The organism is Nocardioides sp. (assembly GCF_030150155.1).
Lineage (GTDB): Bacteria > Actinomycetota > Actinomycetes > Propionibacteriales > Nocardioidaceae > Nocardioides.
In genome coordinates this window covers 1-17,263 of record NZ_JASLGR010000009.1, presented here as the reverse complement: position 1 = coordinate 17,263, position 17,263 = coordinate 1, and the positions used below count along the sequence as shown (strand labels likewise).

At 70.8% G+C, this 17,263-nt stretch carries 17 protein-coding genes; 6 read left to right on the top strand and 11 right to left on the bottom strand.

The genetic code is table 11. The annotated features are described in order from the left end of the window. Window positions 1–1,259 (bottom strand): AAA family ATPase (locus Q1V88_RS01805; protein ID WP_300677093.1); only part of this gene is annotated, 1,259 nt, incomplete at its 3' end. 54 nt (window positions 1,260–1,313) lie between these two features. Here Q1V88_RS01805 and Q1V88_RS01800 point away from each other — a divergent pair. Both Q1V88_RS01800 and Q1V88_RS01795 read left to right on the top strand, forming a co-directional pair. After that, window positions 1,314–1,682 (top strand): YchJ family metal-binding protein, encoded by a 369-nt coding sequence (locus tag Q1V88_RS01800; RefSeq protein ID WP_300677091.1) that lies wholly within the window; start codon window positions 1,314–1,316, stop codon window positions 1,680–1,682. Further along, window positions 1,679–2,800, top strand: coding sequence for a GAF domain-containing protein (locus Q1V88_RS01795; RefSeq protein ID WP_300677090.1), 1,122 nt, complete (start codon window positions 1,679–1,681; stop codon window positions 2,798–2,800). The genes Q1V88_RS01800 and Q1V88_RS01795 overlap by 4 nt, the downstream gene beginning before the upstream one ends. Window positions 2,801–2,807: 7 nt before the next feature. Here the strand turns inward: Q1V88_RS01795 and Q1V88_RS01790 are convergent, their stop codons facing one another. Continuing rightward, window positions 2,808–3,440, bottom strand: a complete 633-nt coding sequence (locus Q1V88_RS01790; RefSeq protein ID WP_300677088.1) for a response regulator transcription factor — start codon at window positions 3,438–3,440, stop codon at window positions 2,808–2,810. A gap of 127 nt (window positions 3,441–3,567) precedes the next feature. On the opposite strand from Q1V88_RS01790, the gene Q1V88_RS01785 reads away from it, so the two are divergent. Continuing rightward, window positions 3,568–4,386 (top strand): EAL domain-containing protein, encoded by an 819-nt coding sequence (locus Q1V88_RS01785; RefSeq protein ID WP_300677087.1) that lies wholly within the window; start codon window positions 3,568–3,570, stop codon window positions 4,384–4,386. A gap of 92 nt (window positions 4,387–4,478) precedes the next feature. Here the strand turns inward: Q1V88_RS01785 and Q1V88_RS01780 are convergent, their stop codons facing one another. The 4 genes from Q1V88_RS01780 to Q1V88_RS01765 are packed head-to-tail and all read right to left on the bottom strand — an operon-like array spanning window position 4,479 to window position 11,129. Next, window positions 4,479–5,123 carry a hypothetical protein gene (locus tag Q1V88_RS01780; RefSeq protein WP_300677086.1) on the bottom strand — a complete coding sequence of 215 codons (645 nt, stop codon included), beginning with the start codon at window positions 5,121–5,123 and terminating at the stop codon, window positions 4,479–4,481. After that, entirely contained in the window at window positions 5,120–8,641 is a 3,522-nt protein-coding gene (gene cydD, locus Q1V88_RS01775; RefSeq protein ID WP_300677084.1) for a thiol reductant ABC exporter subunit CydD, read from the bottom strand. Before cydD ends, Q1V88_RS01780 begins: the two co-directional genes overlap by 4 nt. A gap of 10 nt (window positions 8,642–8,651) precedes the next feature. Then, window positions 8,652–9,668, bottom strand: a complete 1,017-nt coding sequence (gene cydB / locus Q1V88_RS01770; RefSeq protein WP_366914053.1) for a cytochrome d ubiquinol oxidase subunit II — start codon at window positions 9,666–9,668, stop codon at window positions 8,652–8,654. Window positions 9,669–9,680: 12 nt separating this feature from the next. Then, window positions 9,681–11,129, bottom strand: a complete 1,449-nt coding sequence (locus Q1V88_RS01765; protein WP_300677082.1) for a cytochrome ubiquinol oxidase subunit I — start codon at window positions 11,127–11,129, stop codon at window positions 9,681–9,683. A 115-nt stretch (window positions 11,130–11,244) separates the two neighbouring features. Between Q1V88_RS01765 and Q1V88_RS01760 the strand changes: the two genes are divergently transcribed. After that, entirely contained in the window at window positions 11,245–12,039 is a 795-nt protein-coding gene (locus Q1V88_RS01760) for an SGNH/GDSL hydrolase family protein (RefSeq protein WP_300677080.1), read from the top strand. Between the two features lie 94 nt (window positions 12,040–12,133). Here Q1V88_RS01760 and Q1V88_RS01755 read toward each other — a convergent pair whose 3' ends face one another. The 5 genes from Q1V88_RS01755 to Q1V88_RS01735 all read right to left on the bottom strand — a co-directional run bounded on the left by Q1V88_RS01755 (window position 12,134) and on the right by Q1V88_RS01735 (window position 16,365). Continuing rightward, on the bottom strand, window positions 12,134–12,928 hold the full coding sequence (locus tag Q1V88_RS01755) for a Bax inhibitor-1/YccA family protein (protein WP_300677078.1): 795 nt from the start codon (window positions 12,926–12,928) through the stop codon (window positions 12,134–12,136). A 243-nt stretch (window positions 12,929–13,171) separates the two neighbouring features. After that, window positions 13,172–14,104, bottom strand: a complete 933-nt coding sequence (locus tag Q1V88_RS01750) for an exopolyphosphatase (RefSeq protein WP_300677077.1) — start codon at window positions 14,102–14,104, stop codon at window positions 13,172–13,174. Further along, window positions 14,101–14,634: a DUF501 domain-containing protein gene (locus Q1V88_RS01745; protein ID WP_300677076.1), complete on the bottom strand. Its 534-nt coding sequence runs from the start codon at window positions 14,632–14,634 to the stop codon at window positions 14,101–14,103. The genes Q1V88_RS01750 and Q1V88_RS01745 overlap by 4 nt, the downstream gene beginning before the upstream one ends. Continuing rightward, window positions 14,631–15,221: a septum formation initiator family protein gene (locus tag Q1V88_RS01740; protein ID WP_300677074.1), complete on the bottom strand. Its 591-nt coding sequence runs from the start codon at window positions 15,219–15,221 to the stop codon at window positions 14,631–14,633. Before Q1V88_RS01740 ends, Q1V88_RS01745 begins: the two co-directional genes overlap by 4 nt. Window positions 15,222–15,291: 70 nt before the next feature. Further along, complete coding sequence (locus tag Q1V88_RS01735; RefSeq protein WP_300677072.1) at window positions 15,292–16,365, bottom strand: glycosyltransferase; 1,074 nt, start codon at window positions 16,363–16,365, stop codon at window positions 15,292–15,294. A 32-nt stretch (window positions 16,366–16,397) separates the two neighbouring features. On the opposite strand from Q1V88_RS01735, the gene Q1V88_RS01730 reads away from it, so the two are divergent. Then, entirely contained in the window at window positions 16,398–16,967 is a 570-nt protein-coding gene (locus tag Q1V88_RS01730; protein ID WP_300677070.1) for a tetratricopeptide repeat protein, read from the top strand. A gap of 69 nt (window positions 16,968–17,036) precedes the next feature. Next, the coding region (locus Q1V88_RS01725; protein WP_300677069.1) for a hypothetical protein at window positions 17,037–17,263 on the top strand (227 nt) is incomplete at its 3' end.

Below are 17,263 nucleotides of genomic sequence, written 5' to 3'. Positions count from 1 at the left end.
AGCGCCGGGAGGCCGGTGAGGAAGTCGAGCGCGCTGACCTGCTCGCCGGTGGTCACCATCTGGCCACCCTCGATCGCGGCGACCAGCAGACCGAAGTCGATCCCGCGCAGCCGCGCTCGGCAGGTCTCGGCCGTCGCCGTCCGGAGCAGGTGGGTGAGGACCTCGGCCTCGCGCCCCTCCTCGCCGGTCTCGAACTCGATCTTCCCGCCGAGTACGTCGACAGCGGTCTGCAGGTCGACCACCCGGGCCACCGGCTGCTCCTCGCCCTGCAGCGTGGCGCGGTGCAGGGCAGCGGCGGCGATGGTCTCGGCCCCGGCGATGGAGAACCGAGCCGAGACCCCGGAACGCTGGTCGACCGCACTGGACTCGCGCAGGTTGCGGGTGAACCGCGCCAGGATCTCCAGGAGGTAGTCCGGCACCTCCGCGACCAGGTGCGACTCCTGGCGGACCACCGCCATCTCGGCCTCGAGCTCGAGCGGGTAGTGAGTCCGGATCTCGGCGCCGAAGCGGTCCTTGAGCGGCGTGATGATCCGGCCGCGGTTGGTGTAGTCCTCCGGGTTGGCGCTGGCCAGCACGAGCACGTCCAGCGGCAGCCGCAGCACGTAGCCGCGGATCTGGATGTCGCGCTCCTCCATCACGTTGAGCATCGCGACCTGGATCCGCTCGGCCAGGTCGGGCAGCTCGTTGATCGCCACGATGCCGCGGTGGCTGCGCGGGATCAGGCCGAAGTGGATCGTCTCGGGGTCGCCCAGCGAGCGGCCCTCGGCCACCTTCATCGGGTCGACGTCGCCGATCAGGTCGGCGACCGAGGTGTCGGGGGTGGCGAGCTTCTCGGTGTAGCGCTCCTCGCGGTGCTTCCAGGCCACCGGCAGGTCCTCGCCCAGCTCGGCGGCGCGGCGCCGGGAGGCGTGCGTGATCGGCTCGTAGGGGTGCTCGCCGAGCTCGGAGCCCTCGATCACCGGGCTCCACTCGTCGAGCAGGCCGACCAGGGTGCGCAGCAGCCGGGTCTTGCCCTGGCCGCGCTCGCCCAGCAGGACGACGTCGTGACCGGCGATCAGGGCGCGCTCGAACTGCGGCAGCACCGTGTCGGCCAGACCGTGCAGGCCGGGCCACGGGTCCTCCCCCGCCCGGAGCCGGGCCAGCAGGTTCTCGCGCAGCTCGGTGCGCAGCGGCCTGGCCTGATGGCCCGACGCGCGGAGCTCCCCGAGCGTGCTGATGGTCGGTCGGGGGGACGGTGAGAGTGCATCGGTCGACACCACGTCCTCACGCTACTGCGCTGCGCAACAGGTCGCAGGCCAACTAGGGTTGATCTGATGCTCGGACAACTCCAGGCCTGCCCCTGCGGCACGCCGACGCCGTACGACGCCTGCTGCGGGCGCCTCCACCGCGGGGTGGACCAGGCAGCCACCGCGCTCGACCTGATGCGCAGCCGCTACGCGGCCTACGCCGTCGGGGACGCCGACTACGTCTGGCGGACCTGGCACCCGCGGACCAGGCCCGAGGCGATCGACCTGGAGAGCGACCTGACCTGGACCGACCTGACCGTGCACGGCTCGGGCGAGGACTGGGTCGAGTTCACCGCCTCCTACCTCTCCGGCACGGGAGCGGGCAGCCTGCACGAGCTGAGCCGCTTCTCCCGGCGCGCCGGTCGCTGGTTCTACCTCGACGGGGACGTGACGTGAGCGTGCCGCTCGGTCAGCTCGAGCCCAGCGACGCGATCTCGCGGGTGCTCTTCGAGGCCGTCGTCGCGATGTCCTCCGACCTCGACCTGCACAGCGTCCTGGCCCGGATCGTGGAGTCGGCCGCCGAGCTGACCCACTCGACGTACGGCGCCCTGGGCGTGCTCGACGCCGAGGGCACGCTCAGCGACCTGATCACCTACGGCGTGGCGCCGGAGCAGAAGGACGCGATCACCGAGTTCCCCGACGGCCACGGAATCCTCGGCCTGGTCATCGCCCACCCCGAGCCGATCCGGCTCGAAGACCTCCAGGCGCACCCTGCGTCCTACGGCTTCCCGGCCGGTCACCCGCCGATGAAGACCTTCCTCGGGGTGCCGATCAAGATCCGCGGCACCGTCTTCGGCAACCTCTACCTGACCGAGAAGGAGGGCGGCTACACCGACGACGACATCGCACTGGTCCAGACACTTGCGACGGCGGCAGGCGTCGGCATCGAACGCGCCCAGGCGGTCGAGGACCGTGCCCAGCTCGCCGTCCTCTCCGACCGCGAGCGGATCGCCCGCGATCTGCACGACCTGGTCATCCAGCGGCTCTTCGCCACCGGCCTCTCCCTCCAGGGGCTGGCCCTCAAGGCACCCGACGTGGCCGGAGACATCGGCAAGGCGGTGCAGGCCCTCGACCAGTCCATCCGCGACATCCGCGGCACCATCTTCGAGCTCCAGCACCGCGGCGGGGACTCACTCCGCCTGGAGATCCGCGAGCTGGTCCGCGAGTACATCCCCCTGCTCGGCTTCGCCCCCTCGACCCGGCTGATCGGCCCGGTCGACACCGCCATCCCCGGGGCGATCCGCCCGCACCTGATGGCGGTCCTGCGCGAGGCGCTGTCGAACATCTCCCGCCATGCGCACGCCCGCAACGTCGAGATCGAGCTGACCGCAGGTGCCGACGTCGCCCGGATCGAGATCCTCGACGACGGCGTCGGCGTGGCACCCGGCGTCGCGATGTCGGGGCTGCGCAACATCTCCAAGCGCGCCCGCGACCTGGGCGGGTACTACTCCCTGGCTCCGCGCCAGGGCGGCGGCACCGTGCTGACCTGGGAGGTCCCGCTCAAGCAGGACTGAGCCCGGCTCAGGAGCCGAGCAGCTTGCTGGCCAGGACCGCCGCCTGCGTACGCCGCTCCAGGCCCAGCTTGGAGAGGATCCCTGAGACGTAGTTCTTCACCGTCTTCTCCGCCAGGCTCATCCGCTCACCGATCTGGCGGTTGGTCAGCCCCTCGGCGATCAGTTCCAGGATCCGGCGCTCCTGCTCGGTCAGGCTCTCCAGCTCCGGTGCCACCGAGGGACCGTTGCGCACCCGGTCCAGGACCCGCTGGGTCAAGGAGATGTCGATCAGGGACAGGCCGGCCGAGACCGAGCGGATCGCCGAGACCAGGTCGGCGGTGCCGATCTCCTTGAGCAGGTAGCCCGCAGCCCCGGCCATGATCGCCGAGAAGAGCGCCTCGTCGTCGTCGTACGACGTCAGCACGAGCGCCCGGATCTCGGGCGCCACCGCCCTGATGTCACGGCACACCTCGATCCCGTTGCCGTCGGGAAGGCGGTTGTCGAGCACCGCCACGTCGGGCCGCAGCTCCGGGATCTGACGTGTCGCCTCGACCGCCGAGCCGGACTCCCCGATCACCTCGATCTCGCCGGAAGCCTCCAGCAGGGTGCGCAGTCCGTCACGCACAACGGCGTGGTCGTCGAGGAGGTAGACCGTGATCACGGGGCCAGGCTGGCATATCGACGGGAGTTTTGACCAAGCATTGTCCGAACCGGCGAGGGGATCGCCTCCGACCAGCTCGACGGGGCAGAATGCTCAGGTGCTTCCCCGCGCAGCCGATTCCCCAGAGGTGAACCCCACCGCTCCGCTCCACCAGGTCGGTGGCGCGGTGGTGCCCCGACCGGTCGGCAGCCACATGAAGGACCGCGAGGCGATGGCCCAGATGCTGACCAACGGGTCGGTCGGCGTCGCCTATCAGCCGATCGTCGATCTGGCCACGCACCAGATCTGCGGCTGGGAGGCGCTGGCGCGCTACACCCCGAACCCGGCCGTCTACTCGGCACTGGACCTGGTCGAGGCGGCGCGACTGCACGGCCTGCTCGACGAGCTCACCTGGACCGTCGTCACGCACGCGCACGCCACCCTGTGCGCGGCGGCCGAGATGGTCGACGTGCCGCTGCTGCTGACGGTCAACGTCGAGCTGGAGCAGTTGCACAGCGACAACCCGCTCTTCACCCGGATCGCCGACCTGCCCTGGCCCTCCAACACCCGGCTGGTCCTGGAGATCACCGAGCGCGGCCAGGACCTGTGGCACGACGGCTACGCCCGGGCCGCCCGTACGCTGAGCGAGCACGAGATCCTGCTCGCCCTCGACGACTTCGGTGCCGGGGCCGCCCGCCTCACCTTCCTGCAGCACCCGCAGTGGGCGCTGGTGAAGTTCGACCGCCAGCTGATCGCCAGCGACGGCCGCACCGAGCAGATCGTGATGAGCCACACCGCCCGGATGTTCGCCGAGCTCGGCGTCCTCTCCGTCGCTGAGGGGATCGAGACCCCCGGCCAGCTCGCCAGCGTCAAGGCACTGGGGATCGAGCTGGGCCAGGGCTACCTGCTGGGCCGTCCGACCTCGGCGGAGAACGTGCTCTCCAGTCTGGCCGTCAGCAACCTCTAGCCGAATTCCGGGTTCACCACCGCCGAGATCCGGGTTCACCACGGCCGAGATCCGGGTTCACCACGCGCGAGATCCGGGTTCGCCCCACCGGGTTAGGGCTTGCGGCCCCGCATCGCCACCTGCTCGGAGAACAGCGCCTTGCGCAGCGTCCGCCGCCCGGCCTCGTCGGCGTGCAGGGTCACCACGAGCTCGACCCGGGGCGGCTCCTCGGTGGCGAGGCTACGGACTCGGAACACCTCCCCGAGCAGAGCGAACGGCTCGCCGCCGACCTCGAAGCTCGCCTCCAGCGTCGTACCCGCGACAAAGGCGACCGCGTCGGAGGGCCGCACCGAGCAGCGCAGCGCCGCCTCGGCGACGTCGAGGGTCAGGCCACGGATCGAGGTCGGCGTGCCGGCCAGGCCGGGGTCGAGCGGGATCGGCGAGAGGGTGAGCCGGATCTCGCGCTGCACCGGCACCCGGACGAAGTGGCGGCGCTGCACCGCGACGATCTCGCCGCGCGGCTCGACCCTCACGGTCGGCGTCCCGTCGACGACCAGGCGCTCGACGACCACGACCTCCTGCCGCTGCATCGAGGACTCCCCCTGCCAGAGCAGTCCGTACGCCGTCCCGAGCGCGCCCGGCACTCCGTCATCCATCCGCAAGGTGAGCAGCGGCTGCTCGACCCCAGTGACGATCGCCGGAAGGTGCCGGTCCTCGTCGTCGATCAGATGGACAGGGTCGAGGACCGCGGGCGTCATCGCCGGTCTCCCTCCAGCTCGAGTGTGACATCGGCCGGGACACGTACGTCGTGCCCGATCCAGATCAGGGTGCGTGGCGGCTGTCCGACCGTGTCGTCGAGCAGATCCGCCACCAGCCGATCGGCGGTCGCGGTATCGAGATGAGCAGTCGGCTCGTCCAGAACCAGGACGGCCTGGTCGGCGAGCACGCTGCGGGCGACCGCGAGGCGGGCGCGCTCCCCGCCACTGACGTCGGAGCCGCCCTCTCCGATCCGGGTGTCGAGCCCGGCCGGCAGGGTGTCGAGCCAGGGGCCGAGCTGGGCGGCGTCGAGCGCTGCCGCGACCTCGGCGTCGCTGGCCCCGGGCTTGGCGAACCTGATGTTCTCGGCCACGGAGCTGCCGAAGAGGTGCGGGTCGTCGTCGACCAGGCCGACGTGGCGCCGGACCTCGTCGCCGGTGGTGTCGCGGAGGGACACGTCGCCGAGCCGGACCTGTCCGGTGGTCGGGTCCAGGAAGCGGAGCAGCAGCGCCGCCAGCGTCGACTTGCCCGAGCCGCTCGGGCCGCGCACGTGCAGCGTGGTGCCCGGAGGCACGGTCAGGTCGACATCGCCCAGGACCGTACGGCCGCCGCGGGTGACGGCAGGGTGGTCGAGCACGACGGTCAGGTCGGTCAGGGGCACCAGGTCGGTCGGATCCGTAGTAGCGGGCTGTTGTCCCAGGAGCGCGTCGAGGCGGGCCTGAGCCGCAGCGACACGGGCCGCGCCCGCGCCGGCCTCGGCCAGGGTGCCGAGCGGTTCGGCCAGGGCGAGCGGGGTGAGGATCAGCAACGCCGCGACCGGGCCGCCGTGGGTGCTGGAGCCGGTCGCGAGCAGGACCGCGACCGCGGCGACCGCCGCCCCCGAGGCGACCAGGCTGAGCGCCTTGGCCCAGGCCAGCGCACGGGTGCTGGCGGTCAGGGCGGCGGTGGTCCGGGCCCCGGCAGCGGCGATCCGGTCGAGGGCGGCGTCGAGCGCACCCCAGCGGCGCAGCTCGGCGGCGGTCTCGACGAGGTCGGCGACCCTGTCGCTGACCTCGGCGCGGCCGGCGACGGCGGCGGACTCGGCACGGGCGGCGCCGCGGCGTGCCAGCAGGAAGACGAGGGTGCCGACGCCGACGGTCAGGAGCGCGATCACCACGGCGGCGCGCAGGTCGAGCAGGGCGGTCACCGCGATCGCGATCACGGCCATCAGCGCGAACCCACGCACCGGCACCTTGACCCGCAGCTCACGGTCCAGGACGGCATCGACGTCGTCGACGACATGGCCGAGCAGCTCACCGCGACGGCGCCCGGCCCTGCCGAGCCCGGTCGGCACCAGCGGGATCAGGGCGTCGTAGACCTCCACCCGGGCCCGTGCCAGCAGGCGCAGCGCATGGTCGTGGGAGACCAGCCGCTCGGCGTAGCGCAGCACCGGCCGTGCGATCCCGAACGTCCGCACCCCGACGATCGCAACCATCAGCATCAGCACGCCGGGGTGCGCCGAGGCGCGTACGATCAGCCACCCCGCCGTGGCGGTGAGGGCCACACCGCTGGCCGAGGCGAGGCCCTCGAGGATCCAGGACCAGCCGAGGCCCTTCCGGTGTGTCTGTCCGCTCCGTCCTGCGCCCGACCCCCCGCGAGATCCGGGTTCACCACCGCCGAGATCCGGGTTCGTCACCGCCGAGTTCCGGGTTTGCCCCGTGCGAGATCCGGGTTCGCCACTGGCGAGATCCGGGTTCGTCACCGAGGGGGTGGGAGTGGGGCGGCTCTGGGTGGTGCGCCCCGTGTCGGCGTACGGCGTCACGAGCGGGATCACCCGGTCGGCCAGCTCCACCAACGCGGGTCGGTGTGCCACCAGGACCACGCTCGACCGCCGGCCGAGCTCGGCGACGATCTGGGCGATGACCGACTCGGTGACGCCGTCCAGGTGCGCGGTGGGCTCGTCGAGGAAGACCCACGGGCGGTCGGCGAGCAGGACGCGCGCCAGGGCGAGGCGGGCCCGCTCCCCCGCCGACAGGCCGAGGCCGCTCTCCCCGATCTCGGCGTCGAGGTCGGTGATCCGCTGGTCGAGGCGTACGCGTTCCAGCACGGCCCGGAGGTCGGCCTCGGTAGCCTCAGCCGCGGCCAGGCGCAGGTTGTCAGCCACCGAGCCGGCGACGAAGACCGGCCGCTGCGGGAGGAAGGCGATCTGGGTCGACCAGTCCGGGCCGAGGCGGACACCAGTGCCTGCACCCGTGCCCGCCCCCGCGACCGAGATCGCCCCCGCGGTCGGCACGAGCTCCCCGGCCAGGACGCTCAGCAGCGTCGACTTGCCGCACCCCGACGGACCGACCAGGGCGGTGACGCCCGGACCGCCGAGGTCGAGGGTGACCGGGGCGAGCGCGGCGACGGTGCGCCCCGGATAGGTGACAGTGACGTCCTGAAGGTGGAGCGTCTCGGGCACCGAAGCGTGGTGGACCCGGATCTCACCGGTGGTGAACCCGGAAGTCGAGCGTGGTGAACCCGGATCTCGGCGGGGGTGAACCCGGATCTCACCGGTGGTGAACCCGGAAGTCGCGCGTGGTGAACCCGGAAGTCGGCTGAAGACGGCGGCGCCCTCGGCGGCGGCGTGGAACTCCGCGCCGACCCGGCGCAGGGGCCAGTACGCCTCCGGGGCGAGCAGCAGGACGGGCAGCGCGATCGACAGCGAGACCGAGCCCTGCGCGAGCCGGAGGCCGATCGTGACGGCGACGACCGCGACCGACAGCGTCGCGACCAGCTCCAGGACGACCGAGGAGGCGAAGGCGATCCGCAGGGTGCGCATGGTGCGGACCCGATAGGTCTCGGTGACGGCACCGATCACCTCGGACTGGTGCCGCGCACGGCGGAACGCGACCAGGGTCGGCAGGCCCCGCATCACGTCGAGGAAGTGACCGGCCAGGTCGCTCATCGCCTGCCACTGGCCCTCGGCCTCGTTGCGGGTCGAGACGCCGACCAGGATGCCGAAGATCGGGATCAGCGGCAGCGTGAGCACGACGACCAGGGCCGACCACAGGTCGCAGAACCCGATCGCAATCAGCACCAGCGGCGGCAGGACCACCGCGAGCACGAGCGCCGGGACGTAGCGGGTCAGATACGGCTCCACCGCCGTGGCACCGCGGGTGGCCAGGGCGGTGAGGGAGCCCACCGACTCCCCCGACTCCCCCGAGACCCCAAACGCCCCCAAGCCCTCAGACTCCGCCAGCACCCGCCGCCGTACCGACGCGCCGACGATCCCGGCCGCCTGCGCGGCGGCCACGTCGGAGAGCCACCCGATCTGGGCCCTCAGGGCGAAGATCGCCAGCACGGCCCCGCACCACGGCGCCACCGAGCCGGGCCCGATCGCGGTGAGGATCAGCTTCGAGACCGCGAACGCCTGCGCGATCACGAGCAGCGCGCCCCAGATCCCGGCCCCGACCACGAAGCCCAGGGGGCGTCGGGCCGGAGCCAGGGCGCGGCGTACCGCGGGGTCGAACGGGCCTGCGGATCGGGTCGACCCAGCCATCAAGGGACCCTCAGTGCTCGGTCGCCGGGATGTGGTCGAGCAGCACCCGGTGCCGGAACACCCAGTAGGTCCAGGCCTGGTAGCACAGCACCAGCGGCGTGAAGATCACCGCGACCCAGGTCATCACCTTGAGGGTGTACGGCGACGCCGAGGCGTTCGACACGGTCAAGGACCACATCGCCGAGGTCGAGGAGGGCATCACGTCGGGGAAGAGCGCCGCGAAGAGCCCCGCCACCGCCAGACCGATGCCGACGAAGGTGCCGGTGAACGCCCAGCCCTCGCGACCGGCCTTGAGCGCGATCCACCCGCCGACCAGGGACAGCGCGGCGATCACGAAGAGCACCGCCGAGCCGACGGAGCCGGTGTGGGCCTGGAGGAAGCCGAGGAAGACCAGGGCGAGCACCGCCGCGATCACCAGCACCCGGAGCGCGATCTCGCGGGCCATCACCCGGATCGAGCCGTCGGTCTTGAGCGCCAGGTAGATCGCGCCGTGGGCCACGAAGAGGGTCAGCGTGACGAACCCACCCAGGATCCCGATCGGGTTGAGCAGGGTGAACAGCGAGCCGGTGAAGTCCTTGGTCTCGTCGATCGGGACACCCCACACGATATTGGCGAAGGCCACGCCCCACAGGAACGCCGGCACCAGGGAGCCGACGAAGATCGCCCGGTCCCACCAGCCCTTCCAGGTCGCCCCGGGGCGCTGGTGGCGGTACTCGAAGGCGACGCCACGGATGATCAGCGCCAGCAGGATCAGCAGCAGCGGCAGGTAGAACCCGCTGAAGAGGGTCGCGTACCACTCCGGGAAGGCGGCGAAGGTGGCGCCACCGGCGGTGAGTAGCCAGACCTCGTTGCCGTCCCAGACCGGCCCGATCGTGTTGATGATGGCGCGACGCTCACGGTCGTTGCGCCCGAGGATCGGCATCAGGATGCCGACGCCCATGTCGAAGCCCTCGAGGACGAAGTACCCGACCCACAGGACTCCGATGAGGATGAACCAGATGGTGTGCAGTTCGATGCCGAACAACATGACTCAGTCTCCTCAGTACGCGAAGTTCATCGGGCCGTCGGACTTCTCTCCGAGGCGTGGTGTGGGTGGCTCCTCGAACTCCGGAGCGCCGGCCTTGACCGTCTTGACCAGCAGGCCGACCTCAATCACGGCCAGGACGCCGTACAGCAGGGTCAGGGAGACCACCGAGATCCAGGCCTCGGTCGTGCTCACCCCGGGCGAGACCGCCGACTGCGTCGTCATCAGGCCGAAGACCACCCAGGGCTGACGCCCCATCTCGGTGAAGATCCAGCCCATCGAGTTGCCCAGCAGGGCCATGATCGGCAGCGAGATGGCGAACGGTCCGATCCAGCGGTACGTCGGCACCCGGCCGCGTCGGGTCAGCCAGAGCAGCAGCGCGCCGCCGCCCACGGCCACGGTGCCCAGGCCCATCATCCAGCGGAAGGACCAGTACGTCACCGGGATGATCGGGGTGTAGTCGACGTCGTAGTACTTCGACCCCGGATCGGTGCCGTAGGTCGCCTTGTACTTCTCCTGGAGGTTGTAGATCCCCTGCACCTTGCCGTCGAAGGTGCCGGTGCCCAGGAAGGAGAGCACACAGGGCACCTCGAGTGCCCACTTCTTGTGCTCGCCGTCGCGGGTGCCGATGGTGAGCACCGAGAACGGCGCGCAGGAGTCCGAGGTCTCCCACAACGCCTCGGCGGCGGCCATCTTCATCGGCTGGACCTCGGTCATCACCTTGCCCTGCATGTCGCCGGTGATGCCGACGCCGACGAACCCGACGATCGCGATGATCGCGCCGAAGCGCAGGCCGAGGCGGTAGAGCCCCCGGTCAGCGGCGCGGCGCCAGTAGAGCCAGCCGCAGATGCCGACGATGAACATCGCCGCGGTCATGTACGCCGCCAGGATGACGTGCGGGAAGGTGACGAGCTGGACCTTGTTGAACATCACGGCCCAGAAGTCGGTCAGCTCGGCGCGGCCGGTGACCTGGTCGTAGCGGTAGCCCACCGGGTGCTGCATCCAGGAGTTCGCCGCCAGGATGAACCAGCTGGAGAAGAGCGTGCCGAGGTGGACGATCCACATGCAGGAGACGTGGAGCTTGCGTGGGAGCTTGTCCCAGCCGAAGATCCACAACCCCAGGAACGTCGATTCGAGGAAGAAGGCGAGCAGTGCCTCGATCGCCAGCGGGGCGCCGAAGACGTCGCCGACGAAGCGGGAGTAGTCGCTCCAGTTCATGCCGAACTGGAACTCCTGCACGATGCCCGTCACGACACCGATCGCGAAGTTGATCAGCATCAGCTTGGCGAAGAACTTGGTCAGACGGAGCCAGTGGGTCCGACGCTCGAGGTTGCGGTCGCACAACCACAGCGTCTCCATCGCAGCGACCAGGGCGGTGAGCCCGATCGTCAGCGGAACAAACAGAAAGTGGTAGACGGTCGTGATGCCGAACTGCCACCGTGCGATGTCCAGAATGCTGTCCACACCTTGACCATACGCCTGCTTGTGCAAACTTTCACAAGCGCCCTGGGGCCCAATTTTTCGTGCGTCGGTCCCACCTGTCCGACCCCCGACCCCCCTACCGTACGCTCAAGGTGAGATGGGCACATTGCGAATCGCATGGAGGGTCGCCTCCGCCGGCAAGGGCGGTGGCGGTGTCGGCATCGCCAGCGCAGGCTTGCTCGCCCTGCTCGTGGCCGAGGCACGCCTGGCGCGCAACCACATCGGCCGTGCGATCCACCCCGTCGCCGACGCCGACGGACGCTATGGCGAGGGGCCCGAGGAGTCGGTGCTGCGCATCGGCGTGATCGGCGACTCCTCCGCAGCCGGCTACGGCGTGCACACGCCGGAGGAGACCCCGGCGTTCGTGATGGCCTCGCAGGTGTCCGAGATCACCTCCCGGCCGGTCCAGATGACGTCGTACGCCGTCGTCGGGGCGCGCTCCTTCGACCTCGCGACCCAGGTCGCCCTGGCCCTGGAGGACGGGGTCGACGTGGCGGTGATCCTGATGGGCGCCAACGACGTGACCCACATGGTGCCCCCGGCCCGGGCCGCGCGGTACATGAAGGACGCGGTGCTGGCGCTGCGCCGAGCCAACGTCACCGTCGTCGTGGGCACCTGCCCCGACCTCGGCACGATCAAGCCGATCCTGCCGCCACTGCGCGACATCGCACGGACCTGGTCACGCCACCTGGGCACCGTGCAGTACGCCGCGGCCCAGGTCGCCGGCGCGCACCCGGTCTCGATCGGGTCGCTGCTCGGCCCGGAGTTCTACGCCAACCCCAAGACCCTCTTCGGCCCCGACGGTTTCCATCCGTCGGCGGAGGGCTACCGCCGGGTCGCGACGTTCCTGGCCGAGGAGATCGCCGCGACCCTGCCCGCGACGCGGGCCTGATCCTGCCCCACCTGCGCCCGCCCCTCCCCCGAGAACGACGACGGCCGCCGCCACCCCGAGGGGCGACGACGGCCGGTGCGTCGGTGACGCGAGGTCAGTCGTTCTGCAGGATCGCCAGCAGGCGGAGCAGGTTGGTGTAGATCCAGACCAGGCTCACGGTCATGCCGAAGGCGGCACGCCACGACTCCCGCTCGGGAAGACCGGCGCGGATGCCGTTCTCGACCATGTCGAAGTCCATCACCAGCATGCCGATACCGAGCACGAGGCCGATGATCGCGGTGACCAGGCCGAGGCCGCCGAAGCCGAACAGGCCGATCGAGCTGCCGAACAGGCCGAGCACGAGCTCCATCAGGGACAGGCCGATCATGCCGAAGACGGCGGCCATGATGATGGTGCGGAACTTGTTGCCCACGCGGATGTTGAGGTACTTGTACGCCGCCAGCGTGCCGGCGAACGCGGCGAAGGTGCCGATCACGGCGCCGGAGACGACGTTGCCGCCGAACTGCGCGTCGAACATCTTCGACAGGCCACCGAGCGCCACACCCTCCAGGGCGGCGAACGCGATGACCAGCCCGGGGCTGATCACACGCTTGAAGCTGTTGACCATCGACAGCACGAAGGCGCCCAGCGAGCCGATCATGGCGGCCGAGTAGAGCGGCGCCAGGTCGGCGTTGGAGTTGACGTCCGGGGTCGCGACCCAGGTGGCCAGGGCGGCCACGATCACCACGCCGAGCGTGATGGCGGTGCGCTGGACGACGGAGTCGATGGTCATCCGGCCGCCACCGACACCTGCGGGGGCGCCGGTGATCACGGGGGCGTCACCGAAGCCGGCGTACGACTTGCCGTTGAACCCCTCGGACTTGTTGAACACCGGGTTGTTGCTCTGCATGGTGGGTCTCCTTCTAAGGACTCACTCGATAGAACGTGACAGGCTGTCGATAAGTTCCGGGTTGGTCAGACTTCTTGCAGGTAACCCCGCGGTACCCCACCTGGGGCTCGAACCCAGACTGAAACGTTTTTAAGACGTCTTCCTCTGCCGATTGGGATAGTGGGGCGAGAGCGCTCAGCCTAGCGACACGGGCCGGCCCAGCAGGGCCGATCGGAGCCGCCGCCGCTCGCGCAGCGACGGACCTCACCGCTCGCGCAGCGACCAGGCGATCCCGTCGAGGATGTCGGACTCCGAGACCACGATCTGCTCGACCGGAACCCGGCGCAGGATCCGGCTCAGGATCAGGCCTCCGGCGGCGATCACGTCGGCACGACCCGGGTGCATCCAGCCCAGGGTCAGCCGCTCGCTCACCGTCATCGCGACCAGCTGGTCGACCAGGGCATGGACCTCGGCGACGGGGAGCACCGCCTGGTCGATCGCCTCGCGGTCGTACGCCGCCAGGCCGAGCACCCCGGCCGCGAGCGTCGTGATCGTGCCCGCGACCCCCACCACGGTGGCGGCCCGGGACGGGTCGACCGGGCACTGGTCGAGCTGGTCGTCGATGTCGCGCACGCAGGCGGCGACCTCGGCCATCGTGGGCGGGTCGCAGCGCAGGTGACGCTCGTGCAGCCGGACCGAGCCGATCTGCATCGAGTACGCCGTGGTCGGCGGGGCGCTCAGCGACGCCCCGCGGATCAGCTCGGTGGAGCCGCCGCCGATGTCGACCACCAGCACCGGCAGCGCCGGGACGACGGCGAGGTTGCGGACCGCACCGTCGAAGGCGAGCGCCGCCTCCTCGGAGCCGGCCACCACCTCGACCTCGACGCCGAGCCGGTCGCGCACCCCGTCGGTGAAGACGTCCGCGTTGCCCGCATCACGGGTCGCCGAGGTGGCGACGAAGCGGATCCGCTCCGCGCCGTGGGCACGGATCAGGTCGGCGTACTCCTCGATCGCGGCGAACGCCCTGGTCAGGGCCGCCTCGCCGATCACGCCGGACTGGTCGAGCCCCTCGCCGAGGCGGACCATCCGGGCCTCCTTGACCTCGGCGCTCAGGGTGGCGTCGGCGCCCTCGCCGGCGAGCGTGCCGATCAGGAGCTTGATCGTGTTGGTGCCGCAGTCGATCGCGGCGACCTTCACGAGGCCGACTCCGCAGCCTCTGCGATCGCCTCGGGCGTCACACAGCAGCCCGACTCCCACCACGGTCCGAGGGCGTCGAGCACCTCGTCGCCGAGCGGGTTGACGCCGCGCCCCTGGGCCAGCGCCTGGCCGGCCAGGACGTGCAGGCACTTGACCCGGGTCGGCATCCCGCCGGCCGAGATGCCCTCGATCTCAGGGACGTCGAGGTTCGTGGCCTCGGCGATCGCCGTGCGGGCGGCGAGGTAGGACTCGTGCGCACGCTGGTAGGCCGCGGCGAGCTCGGGGTCGCTCCCCAGACGCGCCTCCATCTCCTTCATCACGCCGTTGGACTCCAACGTCGAGATCCGGGAGGTGGCCCGCGGACAGGTCAGGTAGTACGTCGTCGGGAACGGCGTGCCGTTGGGCAGGCGCGGCTCGGTGGTGACGACGTCGGGGAGCGAGCACGGGCAGCGGTGGCCGATCTCGTGGATGCCGCGCGGCACTCGGCCGAGTTGAGCGGCGATCGCGTCGATGTCGGACTGGTCGGTCACTGGGTCTCCGTGATCTGCTGTTGGGGCTGACTGGCCTCGGTCGGCGGATCGCCGGCGAGCTCAACCGAGTCCCACACCGTCGACCACCAGGCCACGGAGCCATGCTCGCCTACCGTGGCGGGGTCGCTCAACTCGCCGTTGGGCTGGATCCGGTTGCCGTCCTGGTCCAGAGCGACGTACGACGTCTCCCCCGGCATCACGTAGCCGAACCGCTGGCGGGCCTGCTGCTCGATGTAGGCAGGGTCCTTCCAGCGCGCCTTCTCGGTCTGCAGCGAGTCGATCGCCTTCTGCCGCGAGGCGATCTCGCTCTTGATGTCGTCGATGCTGCTGCGCTGCTGCAGGTAGGCCTGCAACGAGGAGGCGAAGGAGAGCACCAGCACGGCGCAGACCAGCACCAGCACGATCGCCTTGCCGGTGATCTTCGGGCGCTTGCGCAGGTCGACCTTGCGCAGCCGTGCCGCAGCCGACGCGGCGGCCGCACGGGCCTCGGCGGCGCGCTTGGTCGCGCCGGCCACCCGGCCGGGACCGGACCGTCCGCCCGGACGGCGGGCGCCATCGGAGTCGCGGGATCCGGTTCGCTGAGCCACCCGCCCATCCTCCCTGACGCGACCCCCGACTCCGGGCATCACACTCCGGTGCCGGCGAACTCGCTGCGGCTCAGCGGTCGAACCAGGCCAGGTTCTCGATCAGCCGCGGCTCCCCCGGGTTCAGCTCCAGTGCGCGTACGGCGGCCGCGCGTCCCTCCACCCGCGCACCGGACCAGTAGTCGGCCACGGCGAGCTCGTCCCAGGCCCGCCAGCCGTAGGCGCTCGGGTCGAGGAAGAGGGTGTCGGGGCTCGGCACCTCCAGCTGGGTGGCCTGGCGGGCGTAGAGCGCCGCCAGGGCGTACCGCTCCCGGCCGCGCTCGATCCGTGCGGCCTCGACCAGCGGCTCGGCGCGGTCGGGTCGACGCGCCCACGCGCCGAGGTAGCCGTCGACGAGGACCTGCGGGTCCGCGCCGATCCGCTCCTGCACCCGGACCGCCTCGAAGCCGGCGTACCACTGCTCCTGATCCCAGCCCTGGTGGTTGGCCGCCCGGATCCGGTAGAGCTCCAAGGACCGCTCCAGGTCGCCGGCGTCGCGCCAGGACTGGGCGAGGTAGAACTGGGTGCGCGGGTCCTGGGGGTCGCGCCGGTACTCGGCCTCGAGCACCTCGGCGTCGCGCTGGTAGGTGTCGGGGTCCTGGGAGCGGGCGCCCTCGTGGTGGACCTGGGTCAGCGGGCGCTCCAGGTTGCCGATGCTGGCGCCGTCGAGGTGCAGCGCCTCGTGCAGCGCGCCGCGCCACTCCCAGGCCGCGTGCAGCCGGATCAGCCCGATCCGGCGATAGTGCAGGTGGTCGTAGCGCACCGGGAGCGTGTAGCCGTCCAGGGTGAGCTCGGGCCAGGCCTCGGGGTGGTCGACCATCTCGTCGTCGGCGTCGAACCAGAGCACGTAGTCCTCCGCGCCTGCGGCAGGCAGCGTCCGGGCGGCGTCGAGCGCCTCCTGGCGGTTGTGCCCGAAGTTCACCCACGGGCGCTCGATCAGGAGACCCGGCTTGTCGGCCATCAGGGTCCGGATCAGGTCCTGGGTGCCGTCGGTGGAGCCGGTGTCGGAGATGACCCACCAGTCGATCAAGGGGCTCAGCGAGCGCAGGCTCCGTTCGAGGACGTGCGCCTCGTTCTTGACGATCATGTGCAGACCTACGCCGGGCATGGGCGCATCGTAGGGTCCCTACACTGTCCGCCGTGACCCGACGCCCCTCCCGTTCACTGGCTGCTCTCGCGCTCTCCCTCCCCCTCGCCCTGGGCCTGGCCGCGTGCGGCTCGGGCGGATCGGACACCAGCGCCCCCTCGGCCTCGGCGAGCGCGCTGACGCCGGTCGACACCCTGATCAACTCCGGGCTGCGCTCCCTGCAGGCCGGCGACACCGACGTCGCCTCGGCCTCGTTCAAGGCGGCGCTGGAGATCGACCCGAAGAACGTCTTCGCGAACTACAACCTCGGCTACATCGCCCAGATGGCGGGCCAGACGAAGCAGGCGCTGTCGTACTACGACGCGGCGCTGGCCACGGACAAGACCTTCGCTGCCGCGCTCTACAACAAGGCGTACCTCACCGAGACCACCGACCTCGACGCGGCGATCGCGCTGTACCGCCGGGCCCTCGACACCGCTCCGAACAACGCCGACACCCACATGCGCCTCGGGTTCGCGCTGCTGCACCAGGGCAAGAAGTCCGAGGGCGAGAAGGAGCTCGCGGCGGGGATCAAGCTCGACCCGACGATGAAGAACGTGACCGCGCCGACGTACGACAACTGACTAGACCAGTTGCAGGGACGAAGGTCCCGGCTTCGCGGCGGCGTCGTCTGCGCGCACTAGCGTCGGCACGTGCCGAACTCTTCAGTCCGTTGGATCACGCTCTCCGCGACCGGCGCCATCGCCGCGATCGCCGTCACGGGTGGCCTCGGCGCCGGTCCCGCCCACGCCGCTGACAAGGTCCGCGTGATCAAGGGCTGCTACAGCACCAAGACCACCAAGCTCCGCATCGTCGACTCCTCCAAGTCCTGCCGCAAGGGCGAGGACCAGATCATCTGGGTCCGGGGCAACACCCAGGG

Bases quoted from the DNA above. Each gene is read 5' to 3' on its own strand.
- Q1V88_RS01760 (WP_300677080.1), top strand. From the start codon at position 11,245: ATGGGCACATTGCGAATCGCATGGAGGGTCGCCTCCGCCGGCAAGGGC.
- Q1V88_RS01780 (WP_300677086.1), bottom strand. From the start codon at position 5,123: ATGACGCCCGCGGTCCTCGACCCTGTCCATCTGATCGACGACGAGGAC.
- Q1V88_RS01735 (WP_300677072.1), bottom strand. From the start codon at position 16,365: ATGCCCGGCGTAGGTCTGCACATGATCGTCAAGAACGAGGCGCACGTC.
- Q1V88_RS01755 (WP_300677078.1), bottom strand. From the start codon at position 12,928: ATGCAGAGCAACAACCCGGTGTTCAACAAGTCCGAGGGGTTCAACGGC.
- cydB (WP_366914053.1), bottom strand. From the start codon at position 9,668: ATGTTGTTCGGCATCGAACTGCACACCATCTGGTTCATCCTCATCGGA.
- Q1V88_RS01800 (WP_300677091.1), top strand. From the start codon at position 1,314: ATGCTCGGACAACTCCAGGCCTGCCCCTGCGGCACGCCGACGCCGTAC.
- cydD (WP_300677084.1), bottom strand. From the start codon at position 8,641: ATGGCTGGGTCGACCCGATCCGCAGGCCCGTTCGACCCCGCGGTACGC.